The following is a 20,234-nucleotide window of genomic DNA, read 5'->3' as shown; positions in this document are numbered from 1 at the left end:
TTTCTCCCTGGATCGGTTTTTATGGAGGATAAGAAGTGGTATCAGGTAACAGATATGGAATTAAATAAATTAAATGAAAAAACAGCTCATCTTCTTGAAGCGGTTAGAAGATATATTAATGATTGGAATACAAATGCAGGACTAAGTACCAATTTATTTCCCGAACAGGATGAATTATATTTCTTTGGAGAGATCGATCAAATTGAATTTTCACTCTTTCCGTTAGTTTTTCGCTGTAACAATCGTTCTTGTAGAAATGTACATCAATATTTTAACCTTGAAGACCTTTCTAGAAAAAATCCAGAATTACGATGCCAATTTTGTAGCAAAGATGTTATTAAGCAATATCCATACGCTCTTGTTCATCTAAATGGAGATCTTCAATCTATTAATGTTAAGACTAATAAAGGTGCTAAAAACTGGCACGAAAAATATGATGGAATTCGTATGCGCGATACTAGACGTTTTACTACAGCGACCTGGTACAACTATAAGAAGCAAATATCATTAGGTGACCTTGGGACAAAGCGTACTAATCTTCCTTTAACTGAGGAAATGATACAAAATAACAAACGTTTTTTGGGAGGAACTCATCTATCAGAAGGCGATATTCATTATCCTGCACTAAAATCTATGGTTAATTTAGAACAGCAAACACTAATAGAACGAAAGGAGCATGAAAGTTTTACGCAGATCCAAATGGCAGCTTTATTACAACTGGATTCAATTAATACGGGAAACTACGCACAAAATTTCGAGATTGAAAAAAATAATAGTACATTGCAAATACTATTAGAGTCTGCAAAGAATGAAGAAGAAAGAAGGATACTATTAAAAACTATTAAAAACAGTGATTTGGGAGCACAGTTTTTAGAGGGAGATATAACAAAAGAAGTGGAGGAGATATTTCAAAAGACATTCCCTATTGAAACTGTTGAAGAGGACAGATTATTACATGAGTTTTTATTCTCTTGGTATGAAAATGATGGGCAAACTATCCAGGCTAAATTAGAAGAAGCAAGGATAAATAGTGATTTAGTGCAAGAAACTTCCTATATACGGGCACAAAATGAAGTTGAGAATCTTGGTTTAGAATCAGTAGCATTACTAGAAAAGTTTCCGGTTATTACCATGGGGGTAGGGTACACACGTAAATCTTTTGATAGAAATCGCTCTATTTTAAACCCATTCCGGAAGCAGATAAGTAATAAGCGATATACAGTAATCCCTGTTCTAAAAAATGACAATGAAGCTATTATTTTTAAATTAGATCCATTAAGAATTTTAAGATGGTTAGAGATAAATAAATTAATCACCTTTAATAATGAGTCTCCAAACAGTAAAAGAGAGGCACATGCAATCCTATATAATTATTTACTTCTTTCTAAAATGGAGAAGGAAGATTTGGTAATGCTTGATCCAAAAGACTATGTGCATGATCAAAAGGTTTTAGCGACTATTATGACATATCAACTGGTTCATACAATGTTACATATGTTGTTGCATGCTGGGAAATCCATTATAGGTTTAGATGTAGATAGTATGTCTGAGTACATCTTCCCATCTGCTTTGGCAGGCACAATTTATGTTTCTAAGTTACAAGGTGGTGGAATGGGGGCACTTATTGCTGCATTTGAAAATGATCTTGAAAGATGGCTTAGAAATACTTATGAGAAAACTCAAACGTGCTTATATGATCCGATTTGTAAAGGACAGCACGGTGCTTGTCATGCATGTTCATACTTGAAGTTTTCGTGTCAGCACTTTAATCGTGGTTTAAGCAGAAATTTGTTAACAGGTGGTTATGTTGGAGAAACCCCTATAATTGGCTATTTTTCCAAAGAATTAGACGAGGTAATGAAGAAGGGGAAAGGAAATTTTGATAAGGCTTATAAATTTAACTAAAAAAAACAAGTTAGATAGCGCATTAATTAAATGGGCTGGAATTTTTCGTTACTTACAGTGTATTCAACCAAATGGCTTTACGTTAAAAGAATGGATAAGCTTAAATAAACAACATATAGATGAAGGGATTGTACATACGCTTTTTAGGATATTAGAAGATATGGAATTGATAAAACAAAGTCAAAATAAATACATTGTTATTAATGATATCCAGTTACAAAGAATATTTGAATTAGCTGAAATAGTAGGGAGTTTTGATTATGATTCGTTAGAAACAGAGAATGAACAACTATTGTGGACTATTCCACATGGTATTAATCCTGTGATTCCGAGAAGGATTTCGAAGCATTTCGAATACTTAAATACATGGATCCAAAATTTAATACAAACAGCAAATAAAAGAATAATCTTCTTTTCACCATACTATTCAGTTGCAGGTATACAACAATTGATGATAAGCCTAAAGGCGCTCAGCGAAAACAAAAGCGGTATTACTATAGATTGGATAGTAAATGATTATGATTTAGATATGAATAGAAAAGCTTTTGAATATTTATTAGAACAGTCTTTACACGAAAATATTCAGATGAGAATATTTGAACCTTTAGAAAAACAAGAGAAAAAGTTATGGTTCCATGCTAAGTTATTATTAATAGATCAAGAAAAAGGCTATATGGGATCAGCAAATTTTAGTGAACGAGCATTGCAAACACAGTTTGAGTTGGGAGTTCCACTAAATGAACAACAAACTAAGTCATTGGTCCAGCTTATTGATTTTTGGATAGTAAGTGGTCAATTTAGCGCAAAAATAATAGTGTGAAACATAGAGATAGGATAAGTAGTTTTCAAAAGATGATGGAATCTTTTAATGTAGATACTAACTAGTATGGTTCTATGTTGTAATAATTGGAAAAGAGTACGGGAGAAATGATATGTTCCCTTTAAGGTAGACAGATTAAAAATCAAAATCTGTCTACCTTAAAGTTTTTTTCTATTTTAACCCCCATACTCTATGAAGTTTAAAATAAAAGAAAAACCAAACGGAGGGAAACCCACATGCCGACCTACAACAAACTAATCCGAAACAAAATCCCACAAATCATAAAAGCTAACGGAAAAACACCCACAACAATAATCCTACCCGAAGACGAATACATAAAAGAAATCTGCAAGAAAACAGAAGAAGAACTAACCGAATACCTAGAAGCAGACACAAAAGAACATAAACTAGAAGAACTATCCGACCTACTAGAACTAATAAACGCCCTAGCCGAACACGAAGGCACAACACTAGAAGAAATCAACAACATCCGAAAAAAGAAAGCAGAAGAAAGAGGTGGCTTCTCAGATCGAGTATTTTTAATCGAAGTAACCGATAACTAGCCCCTCATAAGCCCCTTACAAGCCCCTACCAAGTAATAAATCACTAAGAAAAAACATAACAAAAACAACTACAACAACAAACACCGTAGTAGTAGTCAAAAAAAATTTGAAATAACACGCCAAAAACCCTGCCATCCTCCCATATATATTATGAAGGGGCTTTTACTTTTGAACGGAGACGGGAGGAACTTTGATGGCGGTGTATCGTAATGTGCAGGTGAATTTTTGGCAGGATGATTTTGTTTTGGATTTGACGCCGGAGGAGCGGTATTTTTATGTTTATTTATTAACTTGTTCGAAGACGACGCAGTGCGGGATTTTTCCTTTTCCGAAGCGGTTAGCTGAGATGGAGACGGGTTATAATCGGGAGACTGTTGATAAGCTTGTGCAGCGCTTCATTGATTATGGGAAGATTCTGTATGATGCGGATACACGGGAGTTATTCGTTTTGAATTGGCTTCGTTATAACCCTGTGACGAATACGAATGTGGAGAAGTGTGTGCTTCGTGAGCTGAAGGGTGTGAAGAATAAGGAGTTTGTACATATGTTTCTTCAGAAGTGCGTAGAGGAGGAGCTGAATGTTCCGATGCTTTTAGCGCATTTCGGTATACCGAGTGATTTGGCTGTGGATGATGTTGAGCCAGTTTGTGAGGAGACAGAGGCGGAAGAAGAGGTTATAGAGGAAGAAACGGGAAGTCGTGTGTTTTCTTTTTATGAGCAACATTTCGGTAGTTTGTCTCCTTTTGCGGTGGAGGAACTGAGTGCATGGATGGAAAATTTGTCAGAGGAGCTTGTGCTGAAGGCTCTTCAAATTGCGTTTGAGAATAATAAGCGGACGATTGCTTATGTGAAGGGGATTTTACGCGATTGGCATGGGAAGGGATTTACGAAAGTGTGTGAGGTTGAGGCGGATACGGCTAAGTTTCGGAAGAAGGAGTCGTCTGTTAGTACGGGGGAGACGGAGGAGTTTTTGGCGAGGTGTGAGGAGTGGGAGAAGAATGCGCCGTCTGAGGAAGAGTTGCAGCGCTTTTTAGCGGAGCGCGGGTGGCGGCCATGAGTATTCAAAATGTGGAGGCGGAAAAGACGGTGTTAGGTTCTCTATTGCTTGATGGAGAGCTTATTAAGGAGTGCCGTTTGACGGAGCAGTATTTTTCGATGCCGGTGCATAAGTCTATATTTCAGTTAATGCGAAAGATGGAAGGAGAGGGGCAACCGATTGATCTTGTGACTTTCACTTCTAGGTTGGACCCGAATTTTTTGAAGGGCATCGGGGGAATGGAGTATTTTATAGGGTTAATGGATGGTGTGCCTACTACTAGCAACTTCTCATATTATGAGGGGCTTGTTCGAGGTGCGTGGAAAATGTATCAGGCTGGTGTTCTTGGGCACAAGATGGGAGAGCGTCTTATTGCGGAGAAGAGTGAGAAAGTTATCGGTGAGACGATTACGGCGCTTTGTGAGTTAGAGGAGAAAGACTCTGTATGTGAATTTGATTTGAAGGATGCGTTAGTTGATTTGTATGAGGAGCTTCATCAAGATGTGAAGGAGATTACTGGTATTGAGACTGGTTATACATCGTTAAATAAAATGACGTGCGGATTGCAGGAAGGTGATTTTGTCGTCCTTGGTGCGCGTCCTTCTATGGGGAAAACTGCGTTTGCGCTAAATGTTGGACTACATGCGGCGAAGTCTGGAGCGGCGGTGGGATTGTTTTCGTTAGAGATGAGTAGTAAGCAATTATTGAAAAGGATGGCTTCTTGCGTAGGCGAAGTGTCAGGAGGTAGGCTGAAAAATCCGAAGCATCGTTTTGCGATGGAAGATTGGGAGAAGGTAAGTAAGGCGTTTGCGGAGATTGGTGAGTTGCCATTTGAGATTTATGACAATGCAGGCGTTACGGTGCAAGATATTTGGATGCAAACTCGTAAGTTAAAGAGGAAGAACGGTGATAAAAAGATTTTAATTATTGTAGATTACTTGCAGCTTATTACGGGTGATCCGAAGCATAAGGGCAATCGATTTCAAGAAATTAGTGAGATTTCTCGTAAGCTTAAGTTATTAGCGCGTGAATTAAATGTTTGTGTAGTAGCGTTATCACAGTTATCTCGTTCTGTAGAGTCACGACAAGATAAGCGTCCGCTATTATCTGATTTAAGAGAGACCGGACAAATTGAGCAAGATGCGGATGTCATTATGCTTATGTACCGCGAAGATTATTACGATAAGGAAACGAAGCAGAAAGAGATGACGGAGATTCATGTGGCGAAGCACCGGAATGGGCCTGTGGGGAGTTTTAAGCTGAGGTTTATGAAGGAGTTTGGTCGGTTTGTGGAGGGGATGAATTCTTGAGCACTTTATATGATTGTTGGTGGTATATATCCCTGATTACGGTCCGGATTGTTGAACAAGAATTACAAAGGTGATGCATAACTAAGATGTATCACCTTTTATTTTTTATGACGTTTTAGGTATTAATAATTTGTAATAAAGTTTGAGCAAATGTCCTATATTGATAGGCAGGTTTTTTACTTTTTCAGCAAGCGGGTTATTTGTTGAATAATTCAATACCTATTATTTTGTTGCGGTGAATATACTGGAGGGTATGTTATGACTTTCATTAGGATAGGAGTGAATAAGTAATTATGAAAAAAGCGATACGCGTCCTTATTTCTGGTGCGAGCATTACCGGTCCGGCACTTGCTTACTGGCTTCATCGTTATGGTTTCGACGTGACTGTAGTAGAACGCGCACCTGCATTGCGCTCTGGTGGATACGGGGTTGATGTCCGTGGTGCAGCTGTTACGGTGCTTGGACAGATGGGTATACTCGATCAAGTCCGTGCAGCTGATACAAACATGACCGGTGTGTACTTCGTGAATAGCAAAGGTGATGTTGAAGGTCAATTAAGTGAAGCAAGTGTAGCGAACCAGCATGGTGTGGACATTGAAATCATGCGTGATGATTTGAGTAATATTTTGTACGATTTAACTAAGGATACAATTAAATACATTTGGAGTGAGTCAATTACTGCTATACATGAAACTGAAGCAGGTGTCGAAGTCCAATTTATTCATGAAAAGCCACAGACGTTTGATCTGGTCATCGGTGCGGATGGGCTGCATTCTAATGTGAGGTCCCTGACTTTTGGTGATGAGGCACAGTTTAAACATACACTTGGCTGTTATATCTCGATTTTTACCCTCGAGAATTACCTCAACCTTGACCACCGCACAATGCTTTATACAATGCCAGGCAAAACTGTTGGTATGTATAGCGCTCGTGGTAATACAGAGGCAAAAGGTATGCTCCTGTTCCAATCAGAGGCACTGGAGTACGATCGCTATGATGAAGAATCTCAAAGAAAACTTGTAGAAAATGCCTTTGTAGGCCATACAGAAGGCTGGGAAACTTCACACATACTTAAAACTATGAAAGAGGCGGATGATTTTTACTTTGATGAGATTTGTCAAATTCACATGCCAACATGGTCAAAAGGTCGAATTACATTGGTAGGTGATGCGGCGTATGGTCCATCACCTCTATCAGGGCAAGGTACTAGTCTAGCGCTTGTCGGAGCTTATGTATTAGCAGGCGAACTCAAAAACGCGCATGGTGATCATTCCCGTGCCTATGTTGCTTATGAGCAAGAGATGAGAAAGTTTGTTGAGAAGAATCAAAAAATAGGGAAACTAGCTGCTGGGAGCATGGTTGAAAAATCGAGCTTTAAAATCTTTCTGCGCAATTTCATGTTACGAGTACCAATGCTTATGGTCTTCCAGTTTAAGCTATTCACGAAAATGGTAGCGAAAGTCGCTAACGGGATCGAGCTAAAAGACTATTGATATGAATATGTAAGAAAAGAGCTTTGTCTCCATGATTTATATTACCGCACGAGATTGATTGTAATAACTGTTTTTGATTAAAAGACTGAAAAATTAATAAATATAAATGAGATAATAAAATGAAAAAATTATTGGATAGGGGCAAGTTTATGGGAGATGACTCGAATAAGTCAGATGAAGAACTGGAACGGTTATATTATGAGGGGAATACACGTGCAAGCCGAGATGCAGAAAATAAGTTATACGACAGAGGATATACACTAGATTCTGATAGTGATACATGGGATGTAGCATCAAATCAAAATGATGCTCATTCAGTAGGGATTCCAATACCTACTGGACAAGGAACATTCCTTCTGTTTTTAGTTATTTTAATAGCCGGTTTAATCGCTTTTTTCATTGGTGGATTTCTCGTTATTGCGTACGCAGTTGAATACGCTACATATATTTATATGGGCTTTGTTATATCATTTGTACTCATGTGTGTAACGAAAGGTAATTCTAGATTTATTAATTTTTTATTTTATTTAGGGTGTTTAGCTCTAGCCACTAGGTTATTTACTAATGTTATTGAACTGTTTGAGAATGTAGATTATGTCACTTTTATAATGCGAGATACGGATGGATTAGGCGTTATTATTAAATATGGAATTATATATATTATATACGCAGCTATTATTCCCTTATTGTTAATGAAGGTAATAACAGCAATTGTAAGAAAAACAAACTTAAAATCTAATAATAAAAATTCTACATTAAATATTTAAAAAGAGGTATCACATAGTTATAAGGTGACACCTCTTTTATTTGATCTAAGAGAGACAGGACAAATTGAGCAAGATGCGGATGTCATTATGCTTATGTATCGCGAAGATTATTATGATAAGGAAACGGTGCAGAAAGAGATGACGGAGATTTATGTGGCGAAGCACCGGAATGGGCCTGTGGGGAGTTTTAAGCTGAGGTTTATGAAGGAGTTTGGGCGGTTTGTGGAGGGGAAATAGTTAAAAGACTTGAGTATCACTTTGTAAATAAAATAAAGCATAAGTGTTCTATTTCATTAACTTATGCTTTATTTTTGATTCTTTGAATATGTTTCTTATTTCCCCATAAAGAAGGATTTTCTCTCTGCAGTAATCCATTGCTCCAAGTCATCTTGGCTACGTCGGACAAGTCGATTTACTAACACATCATGCCATACATAATCCTCTAGTAAGTATATATGAACGGGGTCATCTGTATAAAAAGCAATATTACGCTCTTCAATTGATGGTCCATAAATCATCTCTTTAGAATCTATCGATACAATAAACCAATGTTCTGTAGACAGAGTTTCTGTATAAGGTGTGATACGATGAGCTTCTAGATTTTTAATTAGATTTTCAACATGTAAGGTAATACCTTGTACTGAAATTTTATCAGCTACCTTAGATAGTTCCTCTTTTAACGCTTCATACATCTCATCCCACATTGAAATGACAATACGGTGTTCTGCTTTTTTTATTAATGCCTGACAATAGCTAATGATTGTTTTGTTGTCTTTTAAAGTAATTACTCGATTATCCGTCTTCTCCTCGGATGTTTCGAGTTTTTTTAATGAATCACTGATTCCTTCATAAGTAGACTGCCATTCTGATTGAGCTTTCTGTAAAAAGATTTCAACAGGTAGAGGTGAATAGCGAGTGGTGTCATTTATTTCTTCCTTCATGACAATTCCTTTTTCTACAAGGTTACCTAAAATCTCGTAAATTCGCGCCCTTGGGACCCCTGAATCCTTACTCACTTGGTAGGCTGTAGCAGGCCCTTGTTTCACAAGAGATACATAAGATTTAGCTTCATATTCATTAAAACCAATTTTTTTAAGCTGTTGTACGATGTAGTCCACTTTTTCGTCCTCCGATGTTTGCTTTTATCCCGCTATTTGCCGGGCAGTAAGACCCCACCTCAAAATTCAGGGGAAGCAAAGAAGTTAGGTGGGGGTCGGGCTGCCCGTAAAAGCCCGATTGGTGAGGGCTAATAATTAGTGGGGGATGAACAAAACCCGCCCCACTGATTAAAGTTTCACTTTATATTTCAACGTTACAATAACTCTTTACATTTAGCAAATTGATAGTTACTATTACAATAGTGACTAAAGGGGAGGCTACTAGTATGGATTTGTATTTAGACCCATCTATATTAATTATTTTGATTGTTTTTGGGTTTGTGGCTGCATTTATTGATTCAGTTGTAGGTGGTGGTGGACTCATTGCCTTACCAGCTTTATTATTTACAGGGCTGAATCCAGCAAGTGCAGTAGCCACGAATAAATTAGCATCAACAATGGGGAGTGCAACTAGTAATATTGTGTTTTATCGTTCTGGTAATCTTAATTTGAAATCGGCTTTAAAATTATTTCCAATCACTTTCATAGGCTCTATAGTAGGTGCATGGACCGTTCATTTAATGAACCCAGAAATACTGAAGCCATTAATGCTGATCATGCTTGGTGCAGTCGCTATTTATACGATATTCAAGAAGGATTGGGGAAGTATTTCCACTCATAAAAAATTATCTGGTCGACACGTCATTATTTTTACCTTTTTTATTTTTGCTATTGGTTTTTATGATGGATTTCTAGGTCCTGGTACAGGTTCATTTTTAATGTTTTCTCTTTTATTTATTGGGTATGATTTTTTAAAAGCAGCAGGTACTGCGAAGTTTCTTAATTTAGGAAGTAACGTTGGTGCATTGTTAATGTTTATGTATGTAGGGCAAGTAAACTATGCGTATGGTTTTATAATGGGGATTGCTCAAATTGCTGGAGGAGTCGTTGGCTCGAAATTTGCTATAAAAAAAGGTAGCGGGTATGTTCGTGCTCTTTTCATTACAGTAACTTGTTTATTGTTAGCGAAAAATCTGTATGACTATGTGCAGTAAGTAATGTAGAAAAGGTTAACTATGCAGGCTACATAAATATAATAGTTCCTTGTAACATTTTTTAGATGCTACCTTATTCAAAGATAGCATCTAAAAAAATAAGGTAAGAGGGTGAAAATAATGCAAACGAATATTTTCGGGGTATGTTTATGTACTGTAGTGAAATAACTATTCCATATTCTTCTTATAATTAGGCCGCAGCAACCCCTTAAAATCCACCTCAGCAATCAACACACTCACTAATATAAGTGTCGCCCCTAAATATCCTTTTCCTGTGAGTGTTTCACCTGTGAAAACGAAAGCAAAGCCTGCGGAAAAGACAGGTTCTAATGAGAAGATAAGTCCTGTATGTGTAGGCGTCGTGTATTGCTGGGCGATAACTTGCACGATGAATGCGACTGCGGTGCAAAATATGCTTAAGGCTAAGATGATGAGCCATGAGTTGGTTGTGCTAGGCAGTTTTGGCGTTTCGATAATGAATGAAAAAATAAGACTAAATAGGCCGACGAAACCGAGTTGTATGACGCCAAGTGCAATGGAGTTCACATGTTTTGTTACGCTGCCAGTAATGATGACGTGAATGGCATAAAATAAGGCAGATAGTATGCAAAATATGTCGCCGTTACCGATCTTGAATTCGCTTGTTAATGTTAATAAGCCGATTCCTATTATCGTTAAAATGATTCCTACTATCACTTTCTTTTCCGGAATGTGTTTTAAAAATATAGCTGATAATATCGGAATGAAAATGACTGTGAGACATAGTAAGAAGCCAGCATTTGAAACACTCGTATACTTTGTGCCGAAAGTCGCAAAAATGTAAACGATAAATAAGACAGAAGCGAGTATAAATGCATATTTTACAGTTTTAAAATCGATTTTGAATAAATGTTTGTAAAATATTAAACCTGATAAAAGAAAGGCAATAATAAATCGTAATGCGATTAAGTTGTATTCTTCTATGCCTTCGAGTCCAACCTTCGTAAGTAAGATGGATGCACCCCAGAAGAATGTAACAAGTAGTAGCCCTAAATCCGCTTTTAATTGTAGTTTCATTTCTATTCCCTCGTTATGTATAAATTTTAGAATCCCATACCCCTATCCCCATTCTTCATTTTAATATTAATTCTGAATATTTGTAACTTAAATTTATCGACGTTTTATTCCATAAGAAAGAGGCTGTTTATAAAACAGCCTCTATGTATCTGAAAATCCGAACCTTGACTAAAGACTACGTACAATCTCCAACCCTTTTCTTGTTAAATGAATCCCTGCTCTACCTCTTTTTATTTCCACATAACCTTTCATTTTCAGGAAGTTCAACCGGTGTCTCACTTGTGCTTCAGATAAATTTATTTCGACTTCTTGGCTCTTTTCAGAAATAATTCTTCTTCCGATTGCTTTTCCTTTTTCTTCATAATTCATGATAAGGGTAAGGATGAAAAGTGATTCTTGATCAAGAGCGTTTGAATTTGAAGAAAAGGGTTTAATATTTTCTGCCTGATCGCTATTTGTTTTCTTATGTGGAGGCTTTTGAAAATAATGTTGATTAGGCAAATCATTTTTTGTTATTTGGTTTCCGGTACGGACAGCAAGCATATAATCTATCGTATTTTTAAGTTCTCTTACATTTCCGTACCATGGATATCCGTGCAGTTCTTCAATCAATTCTTGTTCAATTTTGACTTTAGGGTCCGATAGTGCGACAAAATGTTTAGCTAATAATTCAATGTCATTTCGGCGTGCCCTTAATTCGGGGAGGTGTATAAAGAGTACTTTAAGCCTATGGTATAAATCTTCTCTAAACATATTTTCTTGAATCATTTTCAGTAGATCCTTATTGGTTGCTGCAATAATCCGGACGTCTATCGGGATAATTTGGCTTCCGCCAACGCGCATAATCTCTTTTTCCTGCAATACTCGAAGTAGTCGTGCTTGAAGTTTCAGGCTAATATCTCCAATCTCATCTAAAAAAATAGTGCCACCATTTGCTTGTTCAAATAGTCCCATTTTCCCGCCCTTTTTTGCTCCGGTAAACGCTCCGTCTTCATAACCAAATAATTCACTCTCGACTAAATCATCCGATAAAGCACTGAAGTTAACAGCAAGAAAAGGGCCGCTATTTCGCTGGGAAGCATTATGAATAGCACTTGCAAATAACTCTTTTCCGGTACCACTCTCACCCTCAATTAATACAGTTAAATCAGTCTTAGCTAACCTTTTGGCAATTTGTTTCGTGTCTTGGATCGTAGAGCTAATCCCAACGATGTTATGAAAATTGTATTTTGCTACATATCCTTTTTTGACAAATTCTTTTCTCAATTTCCGTTCAAATCCGATGGTCTTAAGGGCATTTCTAAAAGTAACAATAATCGATTGATCATTTATATGTAGGCGTTCTACTATTACATCCAAGCCGTTTACAACAAATATTCCGCTTTCTTGTTGCTTATTTGAAAGGATGAAGTTTACTAAATCAATATTATCAATAATGGCATCAATCGGATGACCAATAGCGTTTTTACTTTTTATTTTCAGCATGCTTTCCAGAAATTCATTAAAGACAACAATTCTTCCTTCATAATCAATAGCTAGTATGCCATCACCAACACCATCAATAACTTGATGAAGTTGTCGATGAGCTTTAGCTAAATTCTTTGTTAAATCTACTATTTTTCGATAGTATCTCTCAGAAACGTGGTTACCTGATTCCTCCATTAAATGAAATCGATCTAGAATGGACATGATTGTAGTAATATCTATTAATCTATGACCGATATTAATTACTTTTTCTACAAAATCAGGGATAATTTCAAGTTCGCCAGGTGTAATTGCAAGCTTGATCATTTGTATATTCGTTTTTCCAGGATAGTAGGGGAAATATTCAATGTGGTTTAGCCCCAATTGCCGCATCGTTTCAATTGATTCGTATACTGTTTTATGATTATCATTCACATATAGGGCTTGTGTTCCTTCTGGTAAAAATAAAAGCTGGTCTACGTTTTCGTAATTTAATGTTCGTTTTGCTATTATTACTTCGCAGTTTTCCCCAATAAAGTCTTTCACCGTTTCTATCGTAAATGTATTAGGTAGCACAATTAATGTAGAATGAAATACTTTTGGAATGCTTTCTTCTACAGAAAAACTTTCAATATCTATGAGGTCACCTATCATCTCCGTTAGTTGTTGATGTAGGGCTTTTCGTGTTTCTTTTAAAACGGTGATCAATACAATGTGGTTAGTTTCAAATTTGTTCATAGAGCACCTCTTTAGTTGAATGTAATTGGTCTAAAGTTGGTTATTAATTGGTCATTATGTAACCAATTAATAACCAATTATAATGCATTTCAGTATAGTAAACACCGATAAAACGACAAAATATTTAAAAATATGTAAATAATCACTTTAATTTCAATGTTGGCACGATATTTGCTTGTATCAATGGTGTGTAAAGAAATAATGAAATGAGTAGAGTCATAATTTACATATTTAATTCTTTACCACTTGCTAGAAAAGGGAGGTTAAGAGTATACAATTTCAGCAGAGAAAGACAACGAAACCATTTAAATTATGAGGTGAGAGAAAATGAAACCACTAATTGGTGTTACGGGGTATTATATTGATCATAGTGAAATAGGGAAGGAGGGCTTACGAGGGCTACCAGGTCAAGATATGGCTATCTTTTCTTATGACTACATTCGTTCAATTCAACGAGCAGGTGCAACGGTTGTTCTACTTCCAATTGAGGAAGTTGATCAAATTGAGTCCACACTTAATCAATTAGATGGATTGTTATTGGCTGGTGGCGCGGACATCAATCCAATTTATTACGGTGATACTCCAAAATCATATATAGGTACTGTAGAGGAAGAACGAGATAATTTTGAATTAAATTTGGCAAAGCAGGCTTTAGAAAAAGATATTCCTATTCTAGGAATTTGCCGAGGATTACAGGTGTTAAATGTTGCAGCTGGTGGATCTCTTTATCAAGACTTAGAGCACGAGATGGGGCCAGAATATTTCCATGTTCGAGAACAGTTCCGTAAATGGCAAGGCTCTCATTCTGTAGATCTTCTGGAAGAGGGAAAAATTTATGAGGCCATTGGCCAAAAATCTTTAATGGTTAATTCTTTTCACCATCAAGCAGTGAAAACATTAGGAAAAGATTTCGAGGCGAGCGCATGGTCCTTTGATGGTGTAATAGAGGCTATTGAATCGAAAGCTCATCGTTATGTAGCAGCCGTTCAATGGCATCCAGAAATGATGTCGGAAAAGGATGTCTTGCAGCAACGTTTATTTAACCAATTTGTAAATGAAATTAGTAAAAAGGTAGTTAAATCCTAGCGTGTTATAAATAAAAGAATTGGTGGATAGCTTGGTACGTCATGGTAGTGGGGAAACCAGACTGCTGGCTGCATAATCAGTGGGGGATGAACGAAACCCCCACTGATTAAAGTTTCATTCTATTGCAAAGGGGATTGGTATATGAGTCAAGTATCAGAAAAGGCAGTTTCATTCGAGCCAGAAGAAAAAAAGGAAAAAAAAGAATGGAAAATAAACGTATTTGCAATGTTACTTGTCTTGTTAGTTATTGCGGCTGTTATTACACATATATTGCCAGCAGGAAAATATGAACAGATTGAAAAAAACGGGTATACAACAGTAGATCCAAATTCATTTAAATGGATTGAATCAACGCCACTTGGATTTTTTGATACGGTAAAATCTATTCCTACAGGGATGGTAGAAGCTGCTAATATTATCTTTTTTATTCTGATTATTGGAGGTTTTTTTGGTGTATTAAAGGCATCCGGTACGGTTGAGGCTCTTGTTTCAACGATGGCAAAAAAACTTGCTAACCGTGAAAAGTTAATGATTCCTATTATCATGCTGTTCTTTGCGCTTGGCGGGTCATTAATGGGAATGGCTGAGGAAGCTTTAGTGTATGTCCCTCTATTCATCCCGCTAGCTCTTGCGGTTGGATTTGATACGATAACAGGAACCGCGATGGTACTAGTAGGAGCGTCCGTTGGATTTACAACGGCAATTATGAATCCGTTTACAGTTGGACTTGCGCAAGGGATAGCGGGTCTTCCTATGTATTCAGGGATGGGGTTCCGCCTCATTTTATTCGTAGTCATATATGTAATTGCTGTTACATTCGTCTATCGTCATGCTATGAAAGTAAAGAGGGATCCTGCAAGCGGAATTTACGGAAAATTCGATACAAATAAGCAAGACAGCCTACTAACAGCTAAAGTAGGTTTAACAAAAAGACATAAATGGATATTAACGGCCTTTTTAATCAATTATATTATTCTTGTATTTGGTGTTATTAAGTACGAGTGGTATATAAAAGAAATTGCAGCCTTATTTATTATTTTAACTATAATCATTGCAATTCTTGGCAAGATATCTCTTGATGATACAGTAGAATCTTTTACACAAGGGTCGGCATCTTTAATCGGCGGCGCATTAATTATTGGTGTATCACGCGCTATTTTAGTTGTATTGAATCAAGGGCATATTATAGACCCGCTACTTTATCAAGTGTCGGAAGGAATGGAACATATTTCTCCTTTTTTAAGTGTTGTTGGAATGTACAACTTCCAAGTAGCGATTCATTTTATTTTAGCATCAGGTAGTGGTCATGCAATGTTGACAATGCCTATCATGGCGCCACTTGCAGATTTATTGGACATTACACGCCAAACAGCTGTATTATCCTTTTCATTCGCGGATGGTATTGGAAACATTATTTTTCCGACAGGTGGTACGCTAATGGCTGGATTAGCAATTGCAGGAATTTCATGGACAAGGTGGGCAAGGTGGATTCTTCCTTTAATTCTAATTGAATACTCAATCGGTTTAATAGCAGTTATAATTGCTCATCTTATTGGTTATGGTCCGTCTTAATAAAGACTATACATAAATATAAAACTGAAGAGACTCGGAAACAGAATTACTTCAGCACGATTAGGAAGAGCGATGGTGCGAGTTGGGAAAGATGGATATTCGCATTCGATTATTGAGAGTTCGGATTTGAAGAAGATTGGGAAGTGATTTACGAAAGGGAATAGAAAGAATGAAAAAGAACCTAATTTCTCTATTTTATATGGAGAAGTTAGGTTTTTTCGTTTTGAAATCATTATGAGAAATTTCTTATATATTTCTCATATATTCATCATGCTTCCTTCATTTTCTTCTCACGTCTACGTTTTACAATCGTATGTATCAAAGGTAAAGGGAGGTCATACATTTTTTACTTATTTCAAAACGAAGGATAGATGGTGGTGAACAGATGAAAAAGAATAAACGTAAAAAATTGCGTTGGTTAAAATGGGTTTTGATCCTTCCGTTACTTCTGGGATTACTATTGTTTGGATTACATAGTATGAAGTTTGAAAGGTGGGGGCATGAGAAACATAAGCAAGCAGCATATACAGTTTCTCACGATAAAGAAAGAGAAGCTTTCGTTACGCAAAAAGAAAAATTTAATAACTTTGAGCGAGATCAGCATCATGAAAAACACCACGAAAAAGAGTTTGAAGGTTTATTCTTTATACCATTCTTGTTAGCGTTTGGATTTGTTCTTTTCGGCTGGTACATGCTTCGTAAGTCTGAAGGAAATATGGTTAAAAAGTGGACAGGCATATTGCTCCTAGTTATTGGTGTATTACCAGTTCTTCCGGTGCTCGCATTTGTTGCGATAATTGTTTGGACATATAAAAAATTAAAAGAAAAAAGATTGGCAACTCATATAGATGTATACAGCGATTTTCAAGTGCACCAACAAGTGGATATTTTAGATCAATGGGAAAGAAGTATTCGTAAGGAGGAGAAGTAATAATGGGTATTTTAAAACGTATTAAAAATATTGTAGTGGCGGATGTGCATCAAACGCTAGATAAAATAGAAAATCCGGTTAGTATGTTAAAGCAATATCTTCGCGAGACAGAACAGCAAATTACGAAGGCGGAAAAAGCACTTTCGCATCAATATTATTTAGAAAAGAAATATGAAGCATTAATTTCAGAAACGAATGCTCTTATTGCGAAGAGAACGCGCCAAGCGGAACTTGCCGTATCACGTGAAGAAGATCATATGGCGCAGTTAGCTTTGCAAGAAAAAATTGTGAATGAGAAAAAAGCGGAGTTATACCGCCAGCAGTACGAAATAACAAAAGAGCAAACAGCGACGCTTTATGAACAAATTGACAAACTGCAAAAGAAATATGGAGAATTGCAATATAAAGAACTTGTTCTTGTTTCAAGGTTAAATGCGGCGCAAGCGATAAAAGAAAGCAACAGAGCGATTGATTCGTTCCATACAGAAAGTACAGCGAAAGGTTTTGCACGTATTGAATCGTACGTACAGAAATTAGAAGCAGAAACAGCTGCTAGCAACTACTTTTACAATATGAAGTCTCCGAATCAACAAGAAGTGTTAGATAAAAATTTACAAGAAGAAGTGCAGCGGGAGTTAGAGAAGTTGAAAGAGAATAAATAGTATGCAAAAAGCCCATTTCATATGGGCTTTTTTTATCGATAAAATTATCTATTCTTTTCCAAACTGAAAAATATCCCGATTAATAAGTTGGTGGAGATACCTATCCATTTCAGCAGCAGAAACTTTTCTTTCATTTTTAAACCACCATGCGCTTAATGAGGTGATTGCCCCTGAATAAAATTCAATGATTAGATCATTTGGCATCGTATGATTTTTGCGCAGTTGATGTAACGCTTCTATTTCTTGTTTTCTCGTTTCGTGACTTAAATACTGTGTCCGGTTAATAAATTGTTCATCAGACATTTGCGTTTCTAATATTTTACCGATTTCTTCATGGTGTAGAAATTGTTCCATTACTTGAAATGGTTTACTTAATCGATCTGAAACCGGTATTCCCGCAATCATCTTGCTGTATCGTTTAAATCCAAATGCTAATAAAGCATCTTTATCTTCGAAGTGTTTATAAAAGGTTGTTCGGTGTACCATCGCGCGGTCACATATTTGGTTAATTGTGATCGTACTATATTTCTGTTTTGATTGTGTCATTAATTCAAATAAGGAATCCCATAGTAATTTATGTGTACGTCTAATACGTAAATCAATTTGTTTTTCATTATCGTTCATCTACAATTCTCCTTTTTTGTAGATTAAATATACAGTGGCTGAAAATTGATTCTCCCTTTTTAATCTACATATGTATATTATATTACATGTGTTCTGGTGTATTTAAAGTTTTTTAGTAAGAAACAGGAGGAGAATTTGCAAATGAATATGACAACTAAGAGCCCAGCAAGTGGCAAAGTTGATACTTCTAATATGAAACATACCCCTATTTTAATTGCATTACTTTTAGGGGCAATGGTTGCATTATTAAATGAAACATTACTTGGTAATGCGTTAACAGTATTAATGAAAGAATTTGGCGTAACAGCTTCAACGATTCAATGGCTTTCTACAGCGTACATGTTAGTAGTTGGGGTTTTAGTTCCAATTACAGCGTTACTTCAGCAATGGCTCACAACAAGACAAATGTTTTTGATCGCTATGGTAACGTTTTTAGCTGGTACATTAATTGCGGGATCCGCATCGACATTTTCTGTTTTATTAGTCGGCCGTATCGTCCAAGCTGTAGCGACGGGATTAATTACACCGTTATTAATGAATACGATTTTAATCATTTGTCCACCTGAAAAACGTGGTGCCACAATGGGATTAATCGCACTTGTGATGATGGCAGCTCCGGCAATTGGTCCTACATTATCTGGAGTAATCGTAGACTCACTAAATTGGCGCTGGTTATTCTATATTGTTATTCCTGTCGTGATCATTTCCATTATGATTGGAATGAAGTACATTCAAAATGTTTCAGAGTTAACAAGGCCAAAAGTAGATTATCCATCTATCCTTTTATCGACACTCGGATTTGGCGGACTTGTGTATAGCTTTAGTGCATCGGGTGATTTAGGATGGTCCGATGCGAAAGTGTATGGCACTTTACTTGTTGGGCTTATCTCATTATGTATTTTTGTCGTCCGACAATTAAAAATTGAGAATCCAATTTTAGAATTACGCGCATTTAAAGTCCCGATGTTTACATTATCAATTGGATTAATCGTCATTGTGATGATGTCGTTATTTTCAACGATGACTTTATTACCGATGTTCCTGCAAACAGTTTTACTCGTTACAGCTTTTAAATCAGGAATCATCATGCTTCCGGGAAGTGTTATTAGCGCCATAATGGGACCAATCGCAGGTAAACTATTTGATAAATTTAGTCCGAAAGTTATTATCGTTCCCGGTATTGTGTTAGTGGGGATAGCAATGTTCTTATTTAAAGGCATTACTCCTGATACATCAATGGTACAAATTATTGTTATGCATAGCGTATTAATGGTTGGACTCATGTTTGTTATGACAGCACAAACATACGGTTTAAATCAATTAACACCAGATTTATATCCGCACGGAACAGCACTGTTTAGTACACTGCAACAAGTAGCTGGCGCAATTGGTACAGCTATATTCATATCGAAAATGTCTTCAGGAACAACTAGCTATATGGAAAGCTCCGCAAATCCACTGGATCCAGTAGAGAAGTTAAACGGTTTAACGTCTGGATTCCAAGGTGCATTTGCACTAGGGTTAGTCTTTATCATTGTTGCTTTTATCGTATCGTTGTTTTTAAAAGAGGAGAAAGAGGGAGTAAAGGCAGCGAGGGTTTTACAGAACGAACATTAAGGTTTATATAAAAAAGACATCTTTCCCTAAAAAAGATGTCTTTTTTATATTTTTTTCGTAACACTTGTTTTTGATGTCTTAATACATAAGAATTGGTATGTAAAATATTTGTATTTTTTGAACATGAATAATTATTGAGAATAACGATGCAAAGCTGTGCTAATAACTAAAAGTCCAATAATGAGAGAAAGAGTTCTTATAATAAGTTCTGCCACTAATAGTTCACCAAATGATTTAGTGACATCGTATATAGATCCTGTTATGAGAATAGGTGCAATCATAATTATAATTCCAATTATTATTTGAAGAAGTAGATTGATGTTTTTATTCAAGACAATCACCTCCAAAAAAATAGGGAATGAGAATATGGGTTTTTTTGTATTATAAAATGATTATATCGTATTACATTAAACGATGAGAATATTTTTAAATGGTAGA

18 protein-coding genes and 1 pseudogene are annotated in these 20,234 nt (G+C 36.4%); 14 read left to right on the top strand and 5 right to left on the bottom strand.

What is annotated here, in order from left to right:
- Positions 1-21 precede the first annotated feature (21 nt).
- The 8 genes and pseudogenes from B9A45_RS25470 to B9A45_RS25435 form a co-directional block, all read left to right on the top strand.
- Entirely contained in the window at positions 22-1,905 is a 1,884-nt protein-coding gene (locus B9A45_RS25470) for a hypothetical protein (RefSeq protein ID WP_084065616.1), read from the top strand.
- Positions 1,880-2,725: a phospholipase D-like domain-containing protein gene (locus B9A45_RS25465; RefSeq protein WP_084065337.1), complete on the top strand. Its 846-nt coding sequence runs from the start codon at positions 1,880-1,882 to the stop codon at positions 2,723-2,725. Before B9A45_RS25470 ends, B9A45_RS25465 begins: the two co-directional genes overlap by 26 nt.
- Before the next feature lie 236 nt (positions 2,726-2,961).
- A complete protein-coding gene (locus tag B9A45_RS25460) occupies positions 2,962-3,288 on the top strand; it encodes a nucleoside triphosphate pyrophosphohydrolase (protein WP_053512720.1) in 327 nt (108 codons plus the stop codon).
- A gap of 193 nt (positions 3,289-3,481) precedes the next feature.
- Positions 3,482-4,345, top strand: coding sequence for a DnaD domain-containing protein (locus tag B9A45_RS25455; RefSeq protein WP_084065335.1), 864 nt, complete (start codon positions 3,482-3,484; stop codon positions 4,343-4,345).
- Positions 4,342-5,634 carry a replicative DNA helicase gene (gene dnaB, locus B9A45_RS25450; protein WP_142263090.1) on the top strand — a complete coding sequence of 431 codons (1,293 nt, stop codon included), beginning with the start codon at positions 4,342-4,344 and terminating at the stop codon, positions 5,632-5,634. The genes B9A45_RS25455 and dnaB overlap by 4 nt, the downstream gene beginning before the upstream one ends.
- Positions 5,635-5,927: 293 nt before the next feature.
- Positions 5,928-7,127, top strand: a complete 1,200-nt coding sequence (locus tag B9A45_RS25445; RefSeq protein ID WP_084065329.1) for an FAD-dependent monooxygenase — start codon at positions 5,928-5,930, stop codon at positions 7,125-7,127.
- Between the two features lie 149 nt (positions 7,128-7,276).
- Positions 7,277-7,894: a hypothetical protein gene (locus B9A45_RS31855; protein ID WP_142263104.1), complete on the top strand. Its 618-nt coding sequence runs from the start codon at positions 7,277-7,279 to the stop codon at positions 7,892-7,894.
- A gap of 30 nt (positions 7,895-7,924) precedes the next feature.
- Positions 7,925-8,131, top strand: a pseudogene (locus tag B9A45_RS25435) (DnaB-like helicase C-terminal domain-containing protein); the annotation flags it as partial.
- A 95-nt stretch (positions 8,132-8,226) separates the two neighbouring features.
- On the opposite strand, the gene B9A45_RS25430 reads toward B9A45_RS25435, so the two are convergent.
- The gene (locus B9A45_RS25430; RefSeq protein WP_084065323.1) at positions 8,227-9,012 is read right to left on the bottom strand and encodes a TrmB family transcriptional regulator; all 786 of its coding nucleotides are present in this window, start codon (positions 9,010-9,012) and stop codon (positions 8,227-8,229) included.
- 266 nt (positions 9,013-9,278) lie between these two features.
- On the opposite strand from B9A45_RS25430, the gene B9A45_RS25425 reads away from it, so the two are divergent.
- Complete coding sequence (locus B9A45_RS25425) at positions 9,279-10,046, top strand: TSUP family transporter (RefSeq protein WP_084065321.1); 768 nt, start codon at positions 9,279-9,281, stop codon at positions 10,044-10,046.
- A gap of 168 nt (positions 10,047-10,214) precedes the next feature.
- Here the strand turns inward: B9A45_RS25425 and B9A45_RS25420 are convergent, their stop codons facing one another.
- Together B9A45_RS25420 and B9A45_RS25415 are read right to left on the bottom strand one after the other, a co-directional pair.
- Positions 10,215-11,102, bottom strand: a complete 888-nt coding sequence (locus B9A45_RS25420; protein ID WP_084065318.1) for a DMT family transporter — start codon at positions 11,100-11,102, stop codon at positions 10,215-10,217.
- Positions 11,103-11,270: 168 nt separating this feature from the next.
- Positions 11,271-13,304, bottom strand: coding sequence for a sigma 54-interacting transcriptional regulator (locus B9A45_RS25415; RefSeq protein ID WP_084065316.1), 2,034 nt, complete (start codon positions 13,302-13,304; stop codon positions 11,271-11,273).
- A 327-nt stretch (positions 13,305-13,631) separates the two neighbouring features.
- On the opposite strand from B9A45_RS25415, the gene B9A45_RS25410 reads away from it, so the two are divergent.
- The 4 genes from B9A45_RS25410 (at position 13,632) to B9A45_RS25390 (ending at position 17,555) form a co-directional block, all read left to right on the top strand.
- Entirely contained in the window at positions 13,632-14,390 is a 759-nt protein-coding gene (locus B9A45_RS25410) for a gamma-glutamyl-gamma-aminobutyrate hydrolase family protein (protein ID WP_000803235.1), read from the top strand.
- A 141-nt stretch (positions 14,391-14,531) separates the two neighbouring features.
- Positions 14,532-15,962: a YfcC family protein gene (locus tag B9A45_RS25405; RefSeq protein WP_016109347.1), complete on the top strand. Its 1,431-nt coding sequence runs from the start codon at positions 14,532-14,534 to the stop codon at positions 15,960-15,962.
- A gap of 385 nt (positions 15,963-16,347) precedes the next feature.
- The gene (locus B9A45_RS25395) at positions 16,348-16,893 is read left to right on the top strand and encodes a hypothetical protein (protein ID WP_053512725.1); all 546 of its coding nucleotides are present in this window, start codon (positions 16,348-16,350) and stop codon (positions 16,891-16,893) included.
- Positions 16,894-16,895: 2 nt separating this feature from the next.
- Complete coding sequence (locus B9A45_RS25390) at positions 16,896-17,555, top strand: PspA/IM30 family protein (protein ID WP_016109349.1); 660 nt, start codon at positions 16,896-16,898, stop codon at positions 17,553-17,555.
- A gap of 48 nt (positions 17,556-17,603) precedes the next feature.
- On the opposite strand, the gene B9A45_RS25385 is transcribed toward B9A45_RS25390, so the two are convergent.
- Positions 17,604-18,179 (bottom strand): TetR/AcrR family transcriptional regulator, encoded by a 576-nt coding sequence (locus tag B9A45_RS25385; RefSeq protein ID WP_000999283.1) that lies wholly within the window; start codon positions 18,177-18,179, stop codon positions 17,604-17,606.
- Between the two features lie 141 nt (positions 18,180-18,320).
- On the opposite strand from B9A45_RS25385, the gene B9A45_RS25380 reads away from it, so the two are divergent.
- A complete protein-coding gene (locus B9A45_RS25380; protein ID WP_084065313.1) occupies positions 18,321-19,796 on the top strand; it encodes an MDR family MFS transporter in 1,476 nt (491 codons plus the stop codon).
- Positions 19,797-19,927: 131 nt separating this feature from the next.
- On the opposite strand, the gene B9A45_RS25375 is transcribed toward B9A45_RS25380, so the two are convergent.
- On the bottom strand, positions 19,928-20,128 hold the full coding sequence (locus B9A45_RS25375) for a hypothetical protein (RefSeq protein WP_001038824.1): 201 nt from the start codon (positions 20,126-20,128) through the stop codon (positions 19,928-19,930).
- Positions 20,129-20,234 lie beyond the last annotated feature (106 nt).

Origin of the sequence: Bacillus sp. JKS001846 (assembly GCF_900176455.1) — a bacterium.
In the GTDB taxonomy this organism is placed as follows: Bacteria; Bacillota; Bacilli; order Bacillales; family Bacillaceae_G; genus Bacillus_A; species Bacillus_A cereus.
Note: the sequence above shows the minus strand (reverse complement) of the source record. Positions and strands in the feature narration are given on the sequence as shown.

Coding starts and splice junctions, on each gene's coding strand:
- B9A45_RS25470 (WP_084065616.1), top strand. CDS start 22: ATGGAGGATAAGAAGTGGTATCAGGTAACAGATATGGAATTAAATAAA.
- B9A45_RS25460 (WP_053512720.1), top strand. CDS start 2,962: ATGCCGACCTACAACAAACTAATCCGAAACAAAATCCCACAAATCATA.
- B9A45_RS25455 (WP_084065335.1), top strand. CDS start 3,482: ATGGCGGTGTATCGTAATGTGCAGGTGAATTTTTGGCAGGATGATTTT.
- dnaB (WP_142263090.1), top strand. CDS start 4,342: ATGAGTATTCAAAATGTGGAGGCGGAAAAGACGGTGTTAGGTTCTCTA.
- B9A45_RS25445 (WP_084065329.1), top strand. CDS start 5,928: ATGAAAAAAGCGATACGCGTCCTTATTTCTGGTGCGAGCATTACCGGT.
- B9A45_RS31855 (WP_142263104.1), top strand. CDS start 7,277: ATGGGAGATGACTCGAATAAGTCAGATGAAGAACTGGAACGGTTATAT.
- B9A45_RS25425 (WP_084065321.1), top strand. CDS start 9,279: ATGGATTTGTATTTAGACCCATCTATATTAATTATTTTGATTGTTTTT.
- B9A45_RS25420 (WP_084065318.1), bottom strand. CDS start 11,102: ATGAAACTACAATTAAAAGCGGATTTAGGGCTACTACTTGTTACATTC.
- B9A45_RS25415 (WP_084065316.1), bottom strand. CDS start 13,304: ATGAACAAATTTGAAACTAACCACATTGTATTGATCACCGTTTTAAAA.
- B9A45_RS25410 (WP_000803235.1), top strand. CDS start 13,632: ATGAAACCACTAATTGGTGTTACGGGGTATTATATTGATCATAGTGAA.
- B9A45_RS25405 (WP_016109347.1), top strand. CDS start 14,532: ATGAGTCAAGTATCAGAAAAGGCAGTTTCATTCGAGCCAGAAGAAAAA.
- B9A45_RS25395 (WP_053512725.1), top strand. CDS start 16,348: ATGAAAAAGAATAAACGTAAAAAATTGCGTTGGTTAAAATGGGTTTTG.
- B9A45_RS25390 (WP_016109349.1), top strand. CDS start 16,896: ATGGGTATTTTAAAACGTATTAAAAATATTGTAGTGGCGGATGTGCAT.
- B9A45_RS25385 (WP_000999283.1), bottom strand. CDS start 18,179: ATGAACGATAATGAAAAACAAATTGATTTACGTATTAGACGTACACAT.
- B9A45_RS25380 (WP_084065313.1), top strand. CDS start 18,321: ATGAATATGACAACTAAGAGCCCAGCAAGTGGCAAAGTTGATACTTCT.